The following is a 19738-nucleotide window of genomic DNA, read 5'->3' as shown; positions in this document are numbered from 1 at the left end:
CAAAATCTGAGTAGAGTGTTTCATACGATTTTTGCAAAATCCTGATACGAATGCATGTGATATAAACAGGTACAGAATAGGAGGCAGACCTCATGAATGTTGTTTCAGATTCGCTGAAGAGCGGCTCCGCTCTTGCAGATAATTATATAAACCATTTTTCGCAGGTACAGGAGCTTTACGGCAACGATTTTCGCCAGAAAGAGTCCTGGAGCAGTCGTGCAGCTTGGTTGGACGAATCCGAAGAAACCCGTGTTAACAGAAAATCGCTGGTAGATTGTCTAAGACAATATAATAACAAGCATAACGACCACAAAGTGGTACATAACTCGCTTGATTTACTCGAGCAGACTGGTACGCTTGCCGTCGTTGGCGGACAGCAAAGCGGACTGTTTACAGGTTCGCTGCTTGTTGTCTATAAAGCTTTAACCATCGTTCTAGCCGCAAAGGAAGCGCAGGAAAAGCTGCAGCGGCCGGTTGTCCCTGTGTTCTGGATTGCCGGGGAGGATCATGACTGGGATGAGGTTAACCATACTTATGTCATGACTCCTGACCTGCAGGTAGCCAAAATAAAAATGGATTCTGTTCCCGGACCCAGAGACTCAGTAAGCCACATTAATCTGACTCCCGGGCAGTGGAACAAGTCGCTTGAGCACCTGGCCAGCCTGCTGCCGGATAGTATGAACAAGCCTGAGATTATGGAGATGCTCCATCAGGCCGCAGAAGAGTCAGGCAATCTGAGCGACGCATTTGCCAAGCTGCTCGGACGTCTTTTCGGCGAAATGGGACTGATTCTTCTGGATTCGGCTGATCCACTACTACGCAAGCTTGAGATCCCCGTATTTGAACGGATTATCAACCAAAATGATGAGCTCGGGCAAACCTACCAAAGGGCTGCTGCCCGCATTACGGGTCAGGGATATCCGCTCCAAGCCGATGTGACGTCTGATGGAGCCAATCTCTTCTATATTTACGAAGGAAACCGATTGCTGCTTCAGAAGCAGGACGGAAGCTTTACGGACAGGAAAGGCATTGTGAGCTTCACTAAGGAAGAACTCCTTACCCAGCTGAAAGATCATCCGGAACGGTTCAGCAATAACGTTTTGACGCGTCCGCTAATGCAGGAATCACTGCTTCCCGTTCTCTGTACCGTGCTGGGGCAGGGGGAAATCTCCTACTGGGCGATTACGAAGGACGCCTTCCCTGTACTCGGCCTAAAAATGCCAATTTTGCTGCCGCGCATGTCTTTTACGCTGGTCAGCGGAACGCTGCGGAAGTATATGGCTCATTTCGGACTGTCGTTTCAGGATGTGCAGCACCGGTTTGAGGACGCGCGCCAGAGCTGGCTGAACGCCGAGGCCGGCCTTCATATCGATCCGAAATTCGAAGAAACGCGCAGCGCCTTGGAAAAGCTGTATGAGCCATTAATCCGTGAGCTTGGAACCATCCAGCCCGGCTTGATCTCGCTGGGGGAGAAAAACAAGGACAAAATTCTCGAGCAAATATCTTATCTTGAACGCAAAACGAAGCAGGCGCTTGAAAAGCAGCATGAAGCGGCACTGCGTCAGTGGGATCAAATCTATGTATCGTTGTTTCCGATGGGCAAACCTCAGGAAAGAGTTTATAATACTTTCTATTATATTAACCGTTACAGCTTCGGCTGGATCCGGGACATTCTCGGAAGCTGCAGCAGCTACACGGCGGAACATCAGATCATTGAGATGTAATCGGACGAAGAAAAAGGAGGCTTTTTATGACCACGTTGTCTTTGGAAAACAGCATCGTTAAAGATATGGCGCTGGCCCCGGAAGGACATTTGAAAATTGATTGGGTGGAGGCGCATATGCCTGTCCTGAATCAAATCCGTAGACAGTTTGAGGCGGAACAGCCGTTCAAAGGCCTTAAAGTTACGATAGCACTGCATTTGGAAGCGAAAACGGCATATTTGGCCAAGGTCGTGCAGGCCGGTGGAGCCGAAGTAACGATCACAGGAAGCAACCCACTTTCAACCCAGGATGATGTGTGCGCGGCGCTGGTGGAGGACGGTGTAACCGTGCTGGCCAAGTACAACCCGGATCCGGAGGAGTACAAGGAGCTTCAGATCCGCGCGCTGGAAACCAAACCGGACCTTATCATCGATGACGGTGGCGACCTCGTAACCATCCTGCATTCGGAGCGTCCGGATCTGCTTGAGAATATCCGCGGAGGAGCAGAAGAGACAACGACGGGCATCATCCGCCTGAAGGCCTTGGAGAAGGAAGGCCTCCTCAAGCTGCCGATGGTTGCTGTTAATGACGGATACTGCAAATACCTGTTTGATAACCGCTACGGCACGGGTCAATCGGTTTGGGACGCTGTGAACCGTACAACGAATCTGGTCGTAGCCGGCAAAACCGCCGTAGTCGTTGGTTATGGCTGGTGCGGTAAAGGTGTAGCGATGCGTGCAAAAGGACTGGGAGCCAAGGTCATCGTGACCGAAGTCGATCCGATCCGCGCTGTTGAAGCGCATATGGACGGCTTTGAAGTGATGCCGATGATCGAGGCTGCGAAACACGGAGATTTCTTCGTGACCGTGACAGGCAACCATTCCGTGATTACCGGTGAACACTTTGATGTGATGAAAGACGGTGCGATTCTGTGCAACGCGGGACATTTTGATGTAGAGGTCAACAAAATCGAACTTTCGAAGCGGGCATCCTCCATCCGCACGGTCCGCCGCAACATTGAAGAGTATCAGCTTCAGGACGGACGCAAGTTGTATCTTCTCGCGGAAGGACGGCTGGTCAACCTCGGTGCAGGCGACGGACATCCGGCTGAAATTATGGATATGACGTTCGCACTGCAGGCGATGTCGCTGAAGTACGTGAATGACAACTACCAATCGATTGAAGCCAAGGTATTGAACGTACCGTTCGAAATTGATCAGCAGGTAGCCCGCTATAAGCTGGAAAGTCTGGGCATTCAAATCGATGCGCTGACCCCCGAGCAGATTAAATATTTGGACAGCTGGACCACTCAAGAATAGAAGGTAATTTTTGGACTTAATTTTATTTCCGAAAAACCCCTTGAATCCTTTTGGATCAAGGGGTTTCGTGCTGTCATATACCAGAATAGGCTGTATAGATTATCCAAAAAAACACAAAATTCAGGAAGGATTTTGATTTTGAATGGCGAATCTAGTATCCTTAAGTGGTGAGAAGTGGTGCAAAGTGGGGATTTAGGGTAAGGAGTTGAGTGGCCGAATGTTTATGGGGGAGTTTCAACACAGCATCGATGATAAAGGCCGCTTGATCATTCCTGCCAAATTCCGGGAGCTTTTGGGCTCATCCTTTGTGATCACCCGTGGCCTCGACCAATGTCTCTTCGTTTACCCGATGAATGAGTGGAGCATCCTCGAGCAGAAGCTGAAATCGTTACCGCTCATGAAATCGGACGCCCGTGCGTTTACCCGCTTCTTTTTCTCGGGTGCAACGGAATGCGAGTGGGACAAACAGGGAAGGGTAAATTTACCGGGGAACCTCCGTCAATACGCGAAGCTCGAGAAAGAATGCGTTGTTCTGGGCGTATCTAACCGCGTTGAGATTTGGAGTAAGGATACCTGGGAAACCTATTTCCAGCAATCTGAGGGAGCGTTTAACGAAATTGCTGAAAAGTTGGTTGATTTTAATTTTGAATTGTAATAAGTCTGGAGGGCTGCAGCTTGTTTCATCACATCACAGTGCTTAAAGAAGAAGCGACAGAAGGGCTGCACATCAAACGAGACGGCATTTATGTCGACTGTACGCTTGGCGGGGCGGGGCACAGCTCCCTGATTGCGTCCAAGCTTGGAGAATATGGCAGGCTAATTGCGCTGGACCAGGATGACTGGGCGCTGAATAACGCTAAGGAAAGACTAGCTCCCTTTGAGGACAAGGTTTCCTTGGTCAAGACGAATTTTAGACATTTGGAAGATACCTTAAAAGATTTGGCTGTTCCTATGAAAGACGGTGTTCCACAGGTTGACGGCATTTTGTTTGACCTTGGCGTTTCGTCTCCGCAGTTTGATGAAGGGGAGCGGGGTTTCAGCTACAACCATGATGCGCCGCTTGACATGCGTATGGACCAATCCTCTGATTTGACGGCATGGCATATCGTAAACGAATGGCCTGAAAAAGAGATTGCGCGAATTCTGTTTCAATACGGAGAGGAAAAGTTCTCCCGCCGCATTGCCAAGTTCATTATCGAACATCGAGAACAGAGTCCTATTCAAACGACTGGACAGCTTGTCGATATTATTAAGGAAGGTATACCTGCAGCTGCTCGCAGAACCGGCGGACATCCGGCGAAAAGAAGCTTTCAGGCGCTGCGTATCGCAGTGAATGATGAATTAGGTGCTTTTGAAGAGGCTCTTCATCAGGCTGTCCGCTGTCTGGCTCCAGGAGGAAGAGTTTCAGTCATTACCTTCCATTCGCTTGAAGACCGGATCTGCAAACAGATTTTCAGCAGCTATGTTGGGAAATGCACCTGTCCTCCTGACTTTCCGATGTGTGTTTGCGATGGGAAGGGCGAGCTCAAGCTGGTGAACCGAAAACCGATCGTTGCAAGTGTTGTGGAACTGGAACAAAATCCGCGTGCAAGGTCAGCCAAGCTGAGAGTGGCGGAGAAATTATAAACTTCTAAACATGACAAATCATTCTATGCTTATGAAAAAGCGTAAGACTACGATGAAGGGGAAGAAGACATGGCCTACACCCGTGGTAACTTGGCAGTAAAGGAACAATCACAGTCTGCAAAGCGCACATCCCCCGGTTATAGGGAGAAGACGATGGTGGTTACCCGCCGTACATCTCTTCCGATCAAAGAGAAGCTTCTGTATCTGCTTACTATTGTGGTATGTGTCATGGTGGCGAGCCTGATCATCTGGCAGAACGCGAACATTTACGGACTGAACAAGGAAACACAAAAGATCGCAAGAGATATCAAAACTTCAAAGTCGGAAATCAGCCGGCTTGAATTACAGAAGCAGCAGCTTGAAAATGGCATCCGTGAGAAAGCGATACAGCTGGGATACAAGGAACCAACCGATCAGCAGGTCATCAATGTGGAGCGTTCTAAGATATCTGCAAATACAGAGAACAATACCACCGAATCGGAAACGGCAAAAAAATAGAGCTTGTGAGGGTTAAAGGATGGTAAAAAGAATAAAACTTCGCACATTGCTTATAGGAGGATTCATCACCCTCCTTTTTGTTGTTTTGCTCATCAGAATGTTTACTCTACAGATTGTTCAGGGATCTTCCTGGCATGAAGCAGGAGTTAAAAAATGGTCCAAGGAATCGGTTATTCCGGCTGAACGCGGAACCATTTCGGACCGGAACGGAGATCCTCTGGCGATTAATGCGCCTGCTTATACCGTCGTTATCAGCCCTAAGGTCATCCATGCGAATGGAACCGAAGATATGGTGGTTGAAGGTCTTCATCGAATTTTAGGCAAAGACGTTGATGAGCTGCGAGCGCTTGTAAATGCGAAGGATAAAAACGGTGAGTACGCCAAGAGCCGTGAGGTCCGGAATGAAGGCTGGAGAATTGATGAAGCCAAGAAGAAACAGATCGACGAGCTGAATGACCAGCTCAAAGCGCAGTTTAAGGATAAGAAGAAAGTTCAGGAAACAGGTCTGGATACTCTGAAAGAGTCGAAACGCTATTATCCGAAAGGATCGCTGGCATCTCACGTGCTGGGGTATACAGACCGTGAAGGCAAAGCGGTAGCGGGGATTGAGGCTCAATTCGATGAAGAGCTAAAAGGACAGGATGGGCATTTGAATTACGAGACGGATGCCAACGGATATAAGCTGCCAAACGGTACTGAGCTTTATAAACCGCCTGTCAATGGTACAAATTACAAGCTGACGATTGACGATACGATCCAGTATTATATCGAAGACGCGATGAAAGAAGCGTATGATAAATACAATCCGATCAGTATGACCGTTATCGCGGCTGATCCGAAAACGATGGATATTCTGGGTATGGCCAATTTGCCTACATTTGATCCCAATAAATATTATGAAGTTAAACCGCAAGATTACGGTAACTTTGTTAATCATGCCATCAAGTCTTTGTATGAGCCGGGTTCAACGTTTAAGATTGTAACGCTGGCAGCAGCCGTTCAGGAGAAGCTCTTCCATCCTAATGACACATACCTTTCCGGTACAATTCAGGTCAAAGGAACCCATCAGATTCTGCATGATATCAAAAGATCCGGCTGGGGCAAAATTTCCTATCTGGAAGGCGTCAAAAGATCGAGTAACGTGGCTTTCGTTAAATTGGAAGAAATGCTTGGCAAGGACAAGCTGACTCAGTATATTAATGATTTTGGTTTTGGAACCAAGACTGGCATCGATCTTCCGGGAGAAGTTTCCAGAAAGGTTAATCTCCCAGGCCCAGTCGAAGCAGCGACGGCATCATATGGGCACGGTGTAGAGGTAACTCCGATTCAGCAACTTGCCGCCATAAGCGCAATTGCCAATGGAGGCAAGTTAATGAAGCCTCAAATTGTAAAAGAGTCGACCGATCCGAATACCGGTAAAACCACCGTGGTCGAACCTACAACGGTCAGACAGGTGATTTCACCAGAAGCAGCCAAGGAGACTGGGGAGTATCTGGAGCAGGTTGTCGCCGACCAGGATATCGGTACAGGCCGTAACGCTTATATTGACGGTTACCGTGTAGCTGGTAAAACCGGTACGGCTGTTAAAAATATTAATGGGCAATATGATTACTCTAAATCCGTCGTGTCTTTTATCGGCTACGCGCCGGTCAATGATCCGAAGATTGCTGTACTCGTCATTATAGACCAGCCTAATAGCGCGACGGTCGGCGGTGGTACGGCTGCCGCACCGGTCTTCAAAAAAATTGTATCTCAATCCCTTCAGTACATGGGTGTACCAAAGACATCCACTAAGCCGGATGAGAAGGGGAACAAAGCTGTCACACAAGCTCCAAGCCGTCCGCTTGCACCGGATTTAGTCAATAAAAACGTCAAGGATGCCGAGAAACAGCTCCTTAAATCCGGTGTTGCGTTTGATACGTTAGGAAAGGGAACATCTGTTATCAAGCAGTTTCCAGCCAAGGGTACACCGATGAGTCCTGGCCAGCATATCTATTTGTTGACCGAAACGGATAGTACGATGGAGATACCTGATCTTAAGGGAGAATCTCTACGGGATGCAATGGATGTGCTGACGCTGATGAAAGTACCGGTGAAGGTCAGCGGCGAAGGTTATGTCGTAGACCAGAAGGTTACCAATCAAGGCGGGAAGCGGACCGTCGAGCTGACCTTAAAGCCTGGAGATGAATCAAATAGCAATACAGATGGGGATGCAACGAAAGACAGCAGTCCAGGAAGTAACGGAGAGAAAGGACAATCCGGTGGAACCGGTAAGTCCTCCTCTGGTAAAACGAACGGCGAGAAAAACGATCAGTAAAACAGCTTGTTCTAGCCCCTGTTTGTCCCGAATATCATGATAGGAATAACGGTCATGAATATTAGGATAAGCAGGGAGGAATAAGAGTGAAGGTTTCGAACGTGACGCGCAGACGTAGACTCTTGGCGAGCTTGATGATACTTTGCTTGCTGTTTGTTGCTATAATAGTAAGGCTCGCGTATGTTCAACTGGGCAAGGGAGCAGAGCTATCGGCCAAGGCGGAAGAAAACTGGCGGAGAGAAATTCCGTCCACAGCCAAGCGGGGAGAGATCCAGGACCGGAACGGCACTCCGCTTGCATACAATATCAGTTCTCCGACCGTTATGGCGATACCCGTACAGGTGAAGGACCCGGGCAAGACGGCCAGGCTGCTGGCACCGCTGCTGGGGATGACAGAGGAAAAGGTTAAAAGCTTGGTTACCAAAAAAGCAATGAGTGTGAAACTTCAACCCGGTGGACGCAAAATTACGATGGAGCTTGCTCAGAAAATTCGTGATTTAAATCTGCCGGGTATCGTTGTTGCGGAGGACAATAAGAGGTATTATCCTTATGGGGATCTTGCAAGCCATATTCTAGGGTTTACCGGAATCGACAACCAGGGCTTAACTGGGGTCGAGCAGAAATATGACAGCAAGCTCAAAGGTATCAATGGCAGTATCTCTTATTTATCGGATGCGGGTGGACGCCTCATGCCGGGTTCATCCGAGAAATACGACGCGCCCAGGGACGGGCTGAATCTGCAGCTTACCATCGATAAATCCATCCAGTCGATTATGGAACGGGAACTCGATCAAGCAATGGTCCAGTATCAAGCCAGAGGCGCCTGGTCGATCGCCATGAACCCCAAAACCGGCGAAATTTATGCGATGGCGAGCAGACCGGGGTATGAGCCAGGGAACTATAAAGAATATGACCAGCAAGTGTATAACCGTAATCTGCCGATTTGGATGACGTACGAACCGGGATCAACGTTCAAGATTATTACACTTGCCGCGGCACTTCAGGAAAAGAAGGTGGATCTCAAGCACGAGCAGTTTTTTGATCCAGGGTACATTAAAATTGGCGGGGCAACTCTGAAATGCTGGAAGCGGGGCGGACATGGCAGCGAAACCTTCATGCAGGTGGTGGAAAACTCCTGCAACCCAGGGTTCGTAACGCTGGGCAACCGATTAGGGAAGGACACCCTGTTTAAGTATATCCGCGATTTCGGCTTCGGCTCGAAGACAGGCATTGATTTGAACGGGGAGGAAAACGGGATCCTGTTCAAGCTTTCCCGGGTTGGCCCTGTGGAACTGGCGACCACTGCTTTCGGACAGGGGGTGTCGGTAACCCCGATTCAGCAGGTGGCAGCCGTATCGGCTGCCATTAACGGCGGTAAACTGTTCAAGCCTTATGTGGCTAAAGCGTGGATAAACCCTGATACAGGCGAGACCGTCAGCGAGACCAAGCCGGAGCTTGTCAGACAAGTGATTTCGGAAGACACATCCAAGCAGGTACGCGAAGCGCTGGAAAGCGTCGTGGCCAATGGTACTGGACGGCCTGCATTCATTGATGGCTACCGTGTCGGAGGCAAAACGGGTACCGCACAGATCGTTGTTAACGGGCGGTATTCTTCGACGGAGCACATTGTTTCCTTTATCGCTTTCGCCCCGGCAGATGATCCGCAGATTGTCGTTTATACCGCAGTGGATAATCCGGCAGGCATTCAATTCGGGGGCGTGGTTGCCGCGCCAATCGTACAGAATATATTGAAGGACTCCCTTCAGGTTCTAAATGTGCCGCCGCGCAAGGATCAGCTGCCTAAGGTATATAAATATGGTGACACGCCGATTGTTACCGTTCCTGATTTGATTGGTGCAACCACGCAGGATTTGTATGAGGAATTGAATATGAACTTCAACCTGGCGAAGTCAGGTACGGGCGATACGGTGGTCAGCCAGGCTCCGAAGGCGGGAAGCCGTGTGGAACGCGGTTCTACCATCCGTATCTATATGGGAGCGGATCCTGAGCTGAAGAAACAGGGTAAAGTCCCTGAGTAAGACTGAATCATCGCAGCAGTGGACGATAATAGAATTAGAGCGAGGGATATGTTATGAAATTGAACGAACTGGCTTCAACACTAACAATTGCACAAATCACAGGAAGCGGGGATATTACCATCACCGGTCTTCAGACCGACTCGCGCAAGGTTGCTCCGGGCGATCTGTTTATCTGCTTGCCCGGACATACCGTGGACGGCCATGATTATGCTGCGCAGGCAGCTGAAAAGGGCGCAGCAGCGCTCGTTGTTGAGCGCCGGCTTGATATTGATTTGCCGCAGGTTATTGTCAAAGACAGCCGTTATGCAATGGCTGTTATGTCAGATGCGTTTTTCGGTTCCCCAAGTTCGCATATGAAAATGATCGGAGTTACAGGAACTAACGGAAAGACGACAACGACGTATTTGATTGAAAAAATGATGAATGATCATGGCGTGAGCACAGGCCTAATTGGAACAATTCAAACGCGTTATGGCGGCCGGACGTTTCCGATGTCTGGAACTACACCTGAAGCTCTTGAGCTGCAGCGCTCCTTGGATGATATGTCAGCGGGTGGCGTGCAGTGCTGCGTAATGGAGGTCTCCTCCCATGCGCTTGAACAGGGACGCGTGAAGGGTACTGATTTCCGCACCGCAATTTTTACGAACCTGACTCAGGATCACCTGGATTACCATCATACAATGGAGGATTACCGAGCGGCGAAAGGCCTCTTCTTCTCGCGGCTGGGCAATAAGTTTGCTCATCAAAAGAATCAGCGGAAATATGCCGTGTTGAATGTGGATGATGAAGCTTCGCAATATTTCGCGAAGGTAACTGCTGCCGAGGTGATTACATACGGATTAGCTGAAACAGCAGATGTCTGCGCATCCGAAATCTCCATCACCGCACAAGGCACGTCTTTTCATGTAGACACCTTCCAGGGCAGCACCGACATCCAGCTGAAAATGGTGGGTAAATTCAATGTGTACAATGCTCTTGCTGCGATCACAGCAGGCTTGCTGGAAGGTCTCGAACTGGAAAGCATCAAACGGAGTCTGGAGTCGGTTCCTGGCGTGGATGGCCGCGTTGAATCCGTGGATGAGGGTCAGCCGTTTGCTGTTATTGTTGACTATGCCCATACACCGGATGGTTTGGAGAATGTACTCAAAACCGTCAATGAGTTTGCGAAGGGCCGTGTTATCACCGTATTTGGCTGCGGGGGAGACAGGGACCGTACGAAGCGTCCGATTATGGGTAAACTTGCGGCGAAATACAGCGACGTTGTTATGGTTACATCGGATAACCCGCGTACCGAAAATCCGGATTTGATTCTGAAGGATATTGAGGCTGGACTGCTTGAAGATTCCGTACCGCAGGAAAAGTATCAACTCATTGTCGATCGGCGGGAGGCCATTCAAAAGGCTATTGAAATGGCAAGCCCGGACGATGTAGTATTGATTGCGGGGAAAGGTCATGAGACCTACCAAATCATTGGACATACGAAGCATGAATTTGATGATCGGGTTGTGGCCAAAGAAGCGATAAGGGGTATGAACAAGTGATTACGAAGAAGCTGGGCGAAGTGGCGGTCATGTGCGGGGGAAACCTTACACATGACCATGATTATGATATACAAGTGAAAGGTGTCTTTACGGATTCTCGTAAGCTGGTCAGCGGCAGACTGTTTGTTCCGCTGGTCGGGGAGAAGTTCGATGGCCATGCTTTTGCTGCGGCAGCACTTGAAGGCGGTGCATGCGGCGTGATGTGGCAGCGTGACCGCGGAATTCCGCCGGAAGGTCCTGTCATTGTGGTAGAGGATACGCTTGCCGCGTTGCAGGCTTTGTCCAAATCCTATCTCTCGGATGTCGGCTGCCGCGTTGTCGGCATTACAGGCAGCAACGGCAAAACGACGACCAAGGATATGATTTATGCACTGCTGGGGACTACTTTCAAGGTTCACAAAACCGGCGGGAACTTCAACAATCATATCGGGCTTCCTCTAACCATTTTGGAAATGCCTTCGGATACGGAAATTGCCGTGCTGGAGATGGGCATGAGCGGCCGGCATGAAATCGAATGTCTATCCGCCATTGCCAATCCCGAGGTGGCCGTCATCACCAATATTGGTGAAGCTCATCTGCTGCAGCTTGGCTCGAGACATGAGATTGCCCGCGCGAAACTGGAAATCATCAGCGGGATGAAGCCTGGCGGTCTTCTAGTTTACCACGGTGATGAGCCGCTGATTCCACTGGTGCTCAGCGAGACGGAAACCGCCCAGCCTGATGGACTTAAAACATTTACATTCGGTATGGATCAGGACAAAAATGACGATTATCCGACAGGCATGATGTTTCATAGCAAGGGCATTATCTTTACCTCGCACCGTCATCCGGGGGAAGGGCTTGAGCTGCCGCTGCTTGGCCAGCATAATGTCATCAATTGTCTCGCAGCTCTTGCGGTTGCGGATTATTTCGGTGTCAGCGAGGACCAAATCTGCGAAGGGATATCAGGGCTGCAGCTGACAGGCATGCGTATTGAACAGATCACCACTCCGAGTGGATTTACGCTGCTGAATGACGCGTACAACGCAAGTCCACTTTCCATGAAAGCGGCGATTGATGCACTGGACAGCCTAAAAGGCCATCGCCATAAAATCGCTGTGCTCGGGGACATGCTGGAGCTTGGGCCGAAGGAACTCGAATTTCATGCTGAAGTTGGAGAATATGCGTCAGAAGGCAAAGTGGATATGCTCTATACTTACGGACCCCTATCGGCAGAGGCGGCAAAAGCCGCTCAGCGGAGGCGTCCGGATCTGCCAGTTTTTCATTTTACCGATAAAAAAGAACTCGCGTCCCACCTCGCCTCGCAGGTGCATCCGAAGGATATTGTACTGATCAAAGCTTCGCGCGGTATGAAATTGGAAGAAATAGTGGATGCTCTTGTCAAGGAAGACTTGCATAATTAAACATACGGAGGGGTGAATCCATGGACTATCAACTACTACTATTAACTATAGGCGTTTCTTTTATTTTGGCTGTCATCGCCGCTCCACTGCTCATTCCTCTTTTGAGGCGCATGAAATTTGGACAGCAGGTGCGCGACGACGGACCGCAGAGCCATTTGAAAAAAGCCGGTACGCCCACGATGGGCGGCGTGGTTATCATTTTGGCGTTTACATTGTCGTTTTTGAAATTCTCAGTCATTAATACCGATTTCTATGTACTGCTTGTGGCGACGCTCGGTTTTGGTCTCATCGGATTTCTCGATGATTATATCAAAATCGTGTTAAAACGCTCGCTCGGGCTGACGGCACGGCAGAAACTGCTTGGCCAGCTGTTTTTTTCCGCCATCATGTGTTTTCTTTTGATTCAGAATGGACACAGTACGGCGATCAGCGTTCCTGGAACCTCCTGGTCCTTTGATTGGGGCCCCTGGTTCTATTATCCGTTTATCGTCATCATGATGCTGGCCATCAGCAACGCGGTGAACTTTACGGACGGACTTGACGGGCTGCTTTCCGGCGTCAGTGCCATTGCCTTTGCGGCTTTTGCACTTGTTGCCATGCAGGCGACGTCGTTATCCGCTGCCGTATGTGCTGCGGCCATGATTGGGGCAGTGCTTGGATTTTTGGTGTTCAATGCGCATCCTGCCAAAGTATTCATGGGCGATACGGGTTCGCTTGGCATCGGTGGAGCAATCGGGGCCATTGCGATCGTGACTAAAACCGAGCTGCTGTTCATTATCATCGGCGGCGTGTTTGTCATCGAAATGTTATCCGTAGTGCTTCAGGTGGGGTCGTTTAAACTCAGAGGCAAACGCATATTTAAAATGAGTCCGATTCACCATCATTTTGAATTGTCCGGCTGGTCGGAATGGCGTGTCGTCATCACCTTCTGGGCCGTGGGCATCATTCTTGCGGGTATTGGACTTTACTTGAACAAGGGGTTGTAGAAAATGAAGCATCCAGAGTCTTACAGGGATCAGGAAGTCATCGTGCTGGGTTTGGCTAAAAGCGGTGTACAAGTCGCCAAAGTTCTTCACAGTTACGGTGCGAATGTAACGGTTAACGATCAAAAAGACAGAGATCAATGTCCCGAAGCCGGGGAACTGGAGGCGCTCGGAATCACCGTCATTTGTGGCGGACATCCGGAGAATCTGGTTCATCCCGGTATTTCTCTTCTTGTCAAAAATCCGGGTATCCCATATAAAGTGCAGCCTGTGCAAAAAGCACTGGAGCTTGGCATTGAAGTCGTAACCGAGGTTGAGGTGGCCTATCATATCTGTAATGCGCCAATTATTGGGATTACCGGCTCCAACGGGAAAACGACAACAACAACCTGGGTTGGAAATATGTTGGATGATGTCGGTATGCGTCCTATTGTGGCCGGAAATATCGGAACACCGCTTTGCGAAGCCGCGCAAAATGCCGATTCGGGCAACTGGATGGTTACTGAACTGAGCAGCTTTCAGCTTAAAGGCACCCAGGAATTCAGACCACGCATCGGCTGCCTGCTCAATGTAGCAGAGACGCATCTCGATTATCATGGAGGCATGGAAGACTATGTTTCCTCTAAAGCTAAAATGTTTGCCAATCAGGGAGAAGGAGATACCGCAGTCCTCAATTGGGATGATTCAACTTGCCGTGAACTCATTCCCTACATCAAGGCGAAACTGCTTCCTTTTTCAACCAATGAAGAATTGGTGGAAGGAGTTTATGTCAGCCCGCCTTATATTCAGGATGTAGAGGATGCATTGCCCCGGACCATCGTATACCGTGATGAGCATGGCCAAGTTACGGAAATCATCCCCGTGGAGGAAGTCGGTATTCCAGGCCGTTTTAACATCCAAAATGCGGTAGCCGCTTGTGCGATTGCGATCGCTGCTGGCGCACCGGTTGATGGTTTAAAAGGCTCATTGTCCTCCTTCCATGGTGTTGAACACCGTCTGGAATATGTCATGGACCATAATGGTGTCGCTTTTTACAACAATTCAAAAGCTACGAACTCCAAAGCGACAACTATGGCGCTAACTTCCTTTAAAGCACCGATTGTTTTGATTGCCGGAGGACTGGACCGCGGTTCGGATTACATGGAACTGGTGCCGGTATTATCTGAGCGGGTAAAGGCAGTTATCGCTCTGGGACAGACCGCGCCAAAAATTGCTAAGGTCTCGGAACTGGCGGGATTAAAGCATATTGTCATAGTCGATAATGAGGAGGACGCCGCCGACACGCTTCGCGCAGCTGTAAAAGAAGCCGCGGCCGCAGCAGAGCCTGGAGATATCGTTCTTCTTTCTCCAGCCTGTGCGAGCTGGGACATGTTTACCTCTTATGAGGTGCGCGGACGCATTTTTAAAGAGGCGGTGCATAATCTTTAAGTAGGGGGGTGGATAAGCCCCTACTTTTTTGCAAAAGGTGGCCTCTTCATGAACAAGACACGCCCGGCGCCGGATTTGTGGCTTTTTCTCTGCATTTTGGGCTTGCTCACAATCGGCATGGTCATGGTATACAGTGCAGGCTCTGTACTGGCCTTTCACGATTATGGTGATTCATTTTATTTCGTTAAACGCCAGCTGCTTTTCGCTGTATTAGGCTTGGTAGCCATGTTTTTCACAGCCAGCATCGATTTTCGCGTGTGGAAAAAATATGCGAAGTTTGCTTTGATTGTCTGCTTTGTGCTTCTGGTCATCGTATTGATTCCGGGAATCGGGGTTGTGCGAGGCGGTGCACGAAGCTGGCTCGGTATCAGTTCCTTCGGCATCCAGCCTTCCGAGTTTATGAAGCTCGGCATGATTCTGTTCCTCTCCAAATGGCTCGGCAGCGAAGAATGGGATATCACTTCCTTCGGGAAGGGACTACTGCCGCCGCTTGGGCTGATTGGACTGGCTTTCGGACTCATCATGCTTCAACCGGATCTGGGAACGGGTACGGTGATGCTTGGAGCAGCCATGATGATTATTTTCACCGCTGGTGCACGCATGAGCCATTTGAGCATGCTGGGATTGGCCGGAGCCGCCGGGTTTGTCGGACTTATTATTGCGGCGCCTTATCGTCTGAAGCGGATTACCGCTTTTCTTGATCCATGGTCTGACCCGCTAGGTGCGGGCTATCAAATTATACAATCTTTATACGCCATCGGCCCGGGAGGGCTCGGGGGCTTAGGACTTGGCATGAGCCGTCAAAAGTACAGCTATGTTCCGGAGCCTCAGACGGACTTTATTTTTTCTATTCTGGCCGAAGAGCTTGGTTTCATCGGCGGGCTGATCGTGCTGCTGCTGTTTTTGATTCTGGTATGGCGCGGAATGCGCGTGGCAATGACGATTCCCGACCGTTTTGGCAGCCTGCTTGCGGTAGGCATCGTCGGCATGGTCGCCGTTCAGGTTATCATTAATATCGGTGTTGTTATCGGGCTTATGCCGGTAACAGGCATTACGCTGCCGCTGATCAGCTATGGCGGTTCGTCACTTACGCTGATGCTTACTGCTCTGGGCATTTTACTTAATCTATCACGTTATGCGAGGTGATCTGCATGCGCGTCGTTCTAACAGGCGGAGGAACCGGGGGGCATATTTACCCGGCTGTCGCTGTTGCGAGGCAGTGTGAAGCAGAAGATCCTGATTCTGCTTTTTTATATATTGGCGGTACTAGAGGTTTAGAGAGCAAGCTTGTACCACAGGAGCAAATTCCTTTTCAATCGATTGACATTACCGGCTTTCGCCGCAAGCTGTCCACAGAAAACATCAAGACCGTCATCCGTTTTTTGAAGGGCGTTAAGACGTCCAAACGAATGCTGGCCGAGTTTAAACCGGATGTGGTGATCGGTACCGGCGGATATGTTTGCGGACCTGTCGTTTATGCGGCGGCCAAGCTTGGCATTCCGTGCATTATCCATGAACAGAACGCGATTCCCGGGCTGACCAATAAATTTTTGAGCAGATATGTCAGCACTGTAGCCGTGAGCTTCGAAGGCTCGGAACTTTCATTTCCAAAAGCCAAGCGGGTCATCTATACAGGCAATCCGCGCGCGACTACCGTACAGTCTGCCAACCGTGAACGTGGCTTCGCGTCTTTGGGTATCCCACTCAATAGTTCGGTTGTGCTTGTTGTCGGCGGCAGCCGCGGGGCCAAAGCCATCAATGATGCTATGATCGACATGGCGCCACAGCTAGAGCAGCTGAAGCATGTTCATTTTGTATATGTAACGGGCGAAAATTATTTCGAAAAGACGCGGGAGGACATCCGCAGCAAGCTGGGCAGCATGCCTAACCATCTGCATGTGCTTCCATATGTGCATAATATGCCGGAAGTGCTTGCAGCTACATCTTTGATTGTGAACCGGGCGGGAGCATCCTTCCTGGCTGAAATAACTTCACTTGGCATTCCGTCCATTCTCATTCCTTCTCCAAACGTCACCAACAATCATCAGGAGGCCAATGCGAGACAGCTGGAGAAGGCAGGAGCAGCCAGAGTGATTTTGGAAAAGGATTTGTCAGGAAATCGCCTCTACCAGTCTATCAAGGAAATTATGAGCGACCAGAAGGTCCAGCAGGGAATGTCAGAGCAGTCCCGCCGTCTGGGTAAACCTGATTCCGCCAACCTGATAGTGGAAGAAATGTGCCGTTTAACGACGGGACGATGAAAGGGCTGGGCGATTGTCACACACCGGGTATGCATTACATAAGATACTCTATAATCGTGACAATCACCATGGAATACCGGCCCTTTGGATTAGACTTATGTTACAGCCTTTAGCCTCTCCAAAGAGGGGAGCTGCTTTAGCGGACGCTCTTACGGTTATATAGAAGACACCAGTTCGTTGCTAACTGGGCCGCTTGCCGCGAAAACTGTATCCATGATTGCCGGAGCCCCCTATGGTCTGATGTGTCACGCAAAAATAAGTCCGCTGAGATTGTACTGGATCACACCGGTCAAACGACAGCAGAGGACGTTCTCATTCCGAAGCATTCCGCTGCAAAGGATTTGTGGCGTTAATACAGGAAGCACGGCTGCTGCCTGTGCCGAATGCGGCGGTTGAGGGGTAAACTCGGAGGTGATACATTGGACAAATTGGTGATTGAGGGTGGCAAATCCCTATCAGGAACCATACGTATCCATGGAGCAAAAAATGCAGCATTGCCTATTCTGGCAGCGAGCTTGCTGGCCGCAGGCAAGGTTCAGCTGAGCAATGTCCCCCGTCTTCTGGATATTGAAGTGATGCTGGACATCCTGGAACGGATCGGCTGCACGACTTTGCATGATCAGGAGACGGTTGTTGTGGATACGTCGTCCGCCAATTCGTTTCATGTACCGGAAGACTTAATGAAGCAAATGCGCTCTTCTATATTTCTGATGGGGCCTCTGCTTTCGAGGTTCGGAGAGGTCGCAGTTTACCAGCCTGGAGGCTGCGCCATCGGCGAGCGCAAAATCGACCTTCATCTCCGAGGGCTTAAAGCGCTGGGTGCTGAAATTGAGGAGCTCGACCAACAAATCATTTGTAGGGCAGACAAACTGAAGGGAGCCGATATCCATCTTGATTTTCCTAGCGTAGGAGCAACGGAGAATATCATGATGGCGGCAGCTATGGCCGAAGGTACAACCACCTTAACCAATGCGGCCAGGGAACCGGAAATTCAGGATTTGCAGAATTTCCTGAATGCCATGGGGGCAAGTATCATCGGGGCAGGGACGGACACAATTACCATTCAGGGTGTCAGCAAGCTATCACCGTGCTCGTATACCATCATTCCTGACCGGATTGTAGCTGGCACCGTGATGATCGCTGCAGCTGCAACCCGCGGCAATGTTACGCTGACCCATTGCAATCCGGCCCATTTATCATCCTTGATTCACGTCCTCAAGCGGGCCGGTGTTCAAATCAGCATCCTCAATGATATAATGAATGTAAGCTGTATGAGCCGCCCCAAAGCCGTAGAGCGTATTGTGACATTGCCTTACCCATCGTTTCCAACGGATTTGCAGTCCCAAGTGATGGTGCTGCTATCGCTAGCTGATGGTTTCAGCGTGATGAAAGAGACCGTCTTTGAGGGAAGGTTCAAGCATGTGGATGAATTGACCCGAATGGGCGCGGATATTTCCATTGATCTGAACTGTGCGTTTATCCGCGGCGTACAGCGTTTGTATGGTGCAACTGTTGAAGCGACGGATTTACGAGCTGGAGCCGCTTTGGTGATTGCCGGACTGGCTGCCCAGGGGAAGACCATTGTTGAACAGGTGCATCACATTGACAGAGGATATGAACATATTGAGCAGCTCTTTCAAAAGCTTGGAGCTGACATTCACCGGCTTTCACCGGTGCCCAAGTCACTAGATTTAGCTAATTAACACCAGGCTTATCCCCTCTTGTGCAAGAGGGGATAAGAGGTATTTTGTGGAGAGAAGCCAATGCCAAAAGCTCACATTCCCGTTTTAAAAGAGAACAAGCCCAAGAGAAGATCCAGCTGGAGAATCATTGTCATTCTGCTGCTTTTGTTTGTCGCGATCCTGGTGATTCTGTTCTTCCGATCGCCTGTCAGCCAGGTGTCGGAGATCCAGTTTACTGGGAATACATTTTCTTCAAGGGAACAGCTTTTGCAGGCCAGCGGGCTGAAGATGGGGAGCCAGTATTTTGGTGTATCGCCGTCTGAAGTTGAAAATCAGCTGTTGCAAATCAAATCCATTCAAAAAGCTGTAGTGGACAAGCATTTTCCCGGTCAAATCAACGTCAGTATTGAAGAATATCCTACGGTCGCCTATGAGCTCGGAGCCGAAGGCAACCTCGATGCTATTCTGGCGAACGGGTCCAAGGTATCCGTGAACAGCAGTGGTATCGCTATAGAGAAGCCCATTCTTACCAACTGGAGCGCTACCGATCCGAATAAAGTGAAGCTGTGCAAGGTGCTCGGGCAAATCCCGAATGAGCTGATTTCAGACATTTCCGAGATTATTCCATCACCTACAGCCTCCTTCCCGGATCGAATCAAGATGTATACAAGGTCACGTTTTGAGGTGATCACAGCGATTTCGCTTTTGAAAGACAAGGTAGAGTATTTGAACCAGGTCATCGAGACGGCTCAGCCAGGAATCATTACGATGCTGGAAGCCGATACGTATACACCTTTTCAGCCTTCAACAGGTGAAGAAGCGGACCAAAATGCTACTACTCATGGCAATTAAAAAATGCTACAATTGATTTTATGGGTTAGTAATATATAAAATGAACTTAAGTGTAATCTCTTCTTTAGTTTGTTTTATTAATATAA

The 19738-nt window shown here is 49.6% G+C and carries 15 protein-coding genes; all 15 read left to right on the top strand.

All coding sequences use genetic code 11. The features are described from left to right. The first annotated feature begins 92 nt into the window (after positions 1-92). Complete coding sequence (bshC, locus tag MUG84_RS06400; RefSeq protein WP_244722015.1) at positions 93-1724, top strand: bacillithiol biosynthesis cysteine-adding enzyme BshC; 1632 nt, start codon at positions 93-95, stop codon at positions 1722-1724. Between the two features lie 26 nt (positions 1725-1750). Then, on the top strand, positions 1751-3022 hold the full coding sequence (locus MUG84_RS06395) for an adenosylhomocysteinase (RefSeq protein ID WP_244722013.1): 1272 nt from the start codon (positions 1751-1753) through the stop codon (positions 3020-3022). 217 nt (positions 3023-3239) lie between these two features. After that, the gene (mraZ, locus tag MUG84_RS06390) at positions 3240-3677 is read left to right on the top strand and encodes a division/cell wall cluster transcriptional repressor MraZ (RefSeq protein ID WP_244722010.1); all 438 of its coding nucleotides are present in this window, start codon (positions 3240-3242) and stop codon (positions 3675-3677) included. A 20-nt stretch (positions 3678-3697) separates the two neighbouring features. Continuing rightward, complete coding sequence (gene rsmH, locus MUG84_RS06385; protein WP_244722007.1) at positions 3698-4648, top strand: 16S rRNA (cytosine(1402)-N(4))-methyltransferase RsmH; 951 nt, start codon at positions 3698-3700, stop codon at positions 4646-4648. A 69-nt stretch (positions 4649-4717) separates the two neighbouring features. Then, entirely contained in the window at positions 4718-5146 is a 429-nt protein-coding gene (locus tag MUG84_RS06380) for an FtsB/FtsL family cell division protein (protein WP_244722004.1), read from the top strand. A 19-nt stretch (positions 5147-5165) separates the two neighbouring features. Next, positions 5166-7463 carry a penicillin-binding transpeptidase domain-containing protein gene (locus tag MUG84_RS06375; RefSeq protein ID WP_244722000.1) on the top strand — a complete coding sequence of 766 codons (2298 nt, stop codon included), beginning with the start codon at positions 5166-5168 and terminating at the stop codon, positions 7461-7463. Between the two features lie 86 nt (positions 7464-7549). Continuing rightward, complete coding sequence (locus MUG84_RS06370; protein WP_244721994.1) at positions 7550-9502, top strand: stage V sporulation protein D; 1953 nt, start codon at positions 7550-7552, stop codon at positions 9500-9502. A 53-nt stretch (positions 9503-9555) separates the two neighbouring features. Next, positions 9556-11043: a UDP-N-acetylmuramoyl-L-alanyl-D-glutamate--2,6-diaminopimelate ligase gene (locus tag MUG84_RS06365; protein WP_244721992.1), complete on the top strand. Its 1488-nt coding sequence runs from the start codon at positions 9556-9558 to the stop codon at positions 11041-11043. Then, entirely contained in the window at positions 11043-12446 is a 1404-nt protein-coding gene (locus MUG84_RS06360) for a UDP-N-acetylmuramoyl-tripeptide--D-alanyl-D-alanine ligase (protein WP_342346101.1), read from the top strand. The genes MUG84_RS06365 and MUG84_RS06360 overlap by 1 nt, the downstream gene beginning before the upstream one ends. Before the next feature lie 20 nt (positions 12447-12466). Then, positions 12467-13432: a phospho-N-acetylmuramoyl-pentapeptide-transferase gene (gene mraY, locus MUG84_RS06355; RefSeq protein WP_244721986.1), complete on the top strand. Its 966-nt coding sequence runs from the start codon at positions 12467-12469 to the stop codon at positions 13430-13432. A 3-nt stretch (positions 13433-13435) separates the two neighbouring features. Beyond that, positions 13436-14857 carry a UDP-N-acetylmuramoyl-L-alanine--D-glutamate ligase gene (gene murD / locus MUG84_RS06350; RefSeq protein ID WP_244721983.1) on the top strand — a complete coding sequence of 474 codons (1422 nt, stop codon included), beginning with the start codon at positions 13436-13438 and terminating at the stop codon, positions 14855-14857. A 48-nt stretch (positions 14858-14905) separates the two neighbouring features. Beyond that, positions 14906-16003 (top strand): stage V sporulation protein E, encoded by a 1098-nt coding sequence (gene spoVE / locus MUG84_RS06345; RefSeq protein ID WP_244721981.1) that lies wholly within the window; start codon positions 14906-14908, stop codon positions 16001-16003. A 5-nt stretch (positions 16004-16008) separates the two neighbouring features. Next, positions 16009-17118 carry an undecaprenyldiphospho-muramoylpentapeptide beta-N-acetylglucosaminyltransferase gene (gene murG, locus MUG84_RS06340; protein ID WP_244721978.1) on the top strand — a complete coding sequence of 370 codons (1110 nt, stop codon included), beginning with the start codon at positions 16009-16011 and terminating at the stop codon, positions 17116-17118. A gap of 419 nt (positions 17119-17537) precedes the next feature. Next, entirely contained in the window at positions 17538-18821 is a 1284-nt protein-coding gene (gene murA, locus MUG84_RS06335) for a UDP-N-acetylglucosamine 1-carboxyvinyltransferase (protein WP_244721976.1), read from the top strand. A gap of 60 nt (positions 18822-18881) precedes the next feature. After that, positions 18882-19652 carry a cell division protein FtsQ/DivIB gene (locus MUG84_RS06330; protein WP_244721973.1) on the top strand — a complete coding sequence of 257 codons (771 nt, stop codon included), beginning with the start codon at positions 18882-18884 and terminating at the stop codon, positions 19650-19652. Positions 19653-19738: the final 86 nt, after the last annotated feature.

It is taken from the genome of Paenibacillus mangrovi, assembly GCF_022898935.1.
Taxonomy (GTDB): Bacteria; Bacillota; Bacilli; order Paenibacillales; family Paenibacillaceae; genus Paenibacillus_AQ; species Paenibacillus_AQ mangrovi.
Note: the sequence above shows the minus strand (reverse complement) of the source record. Positions and strands in the feature narration are given on the sequence as shown.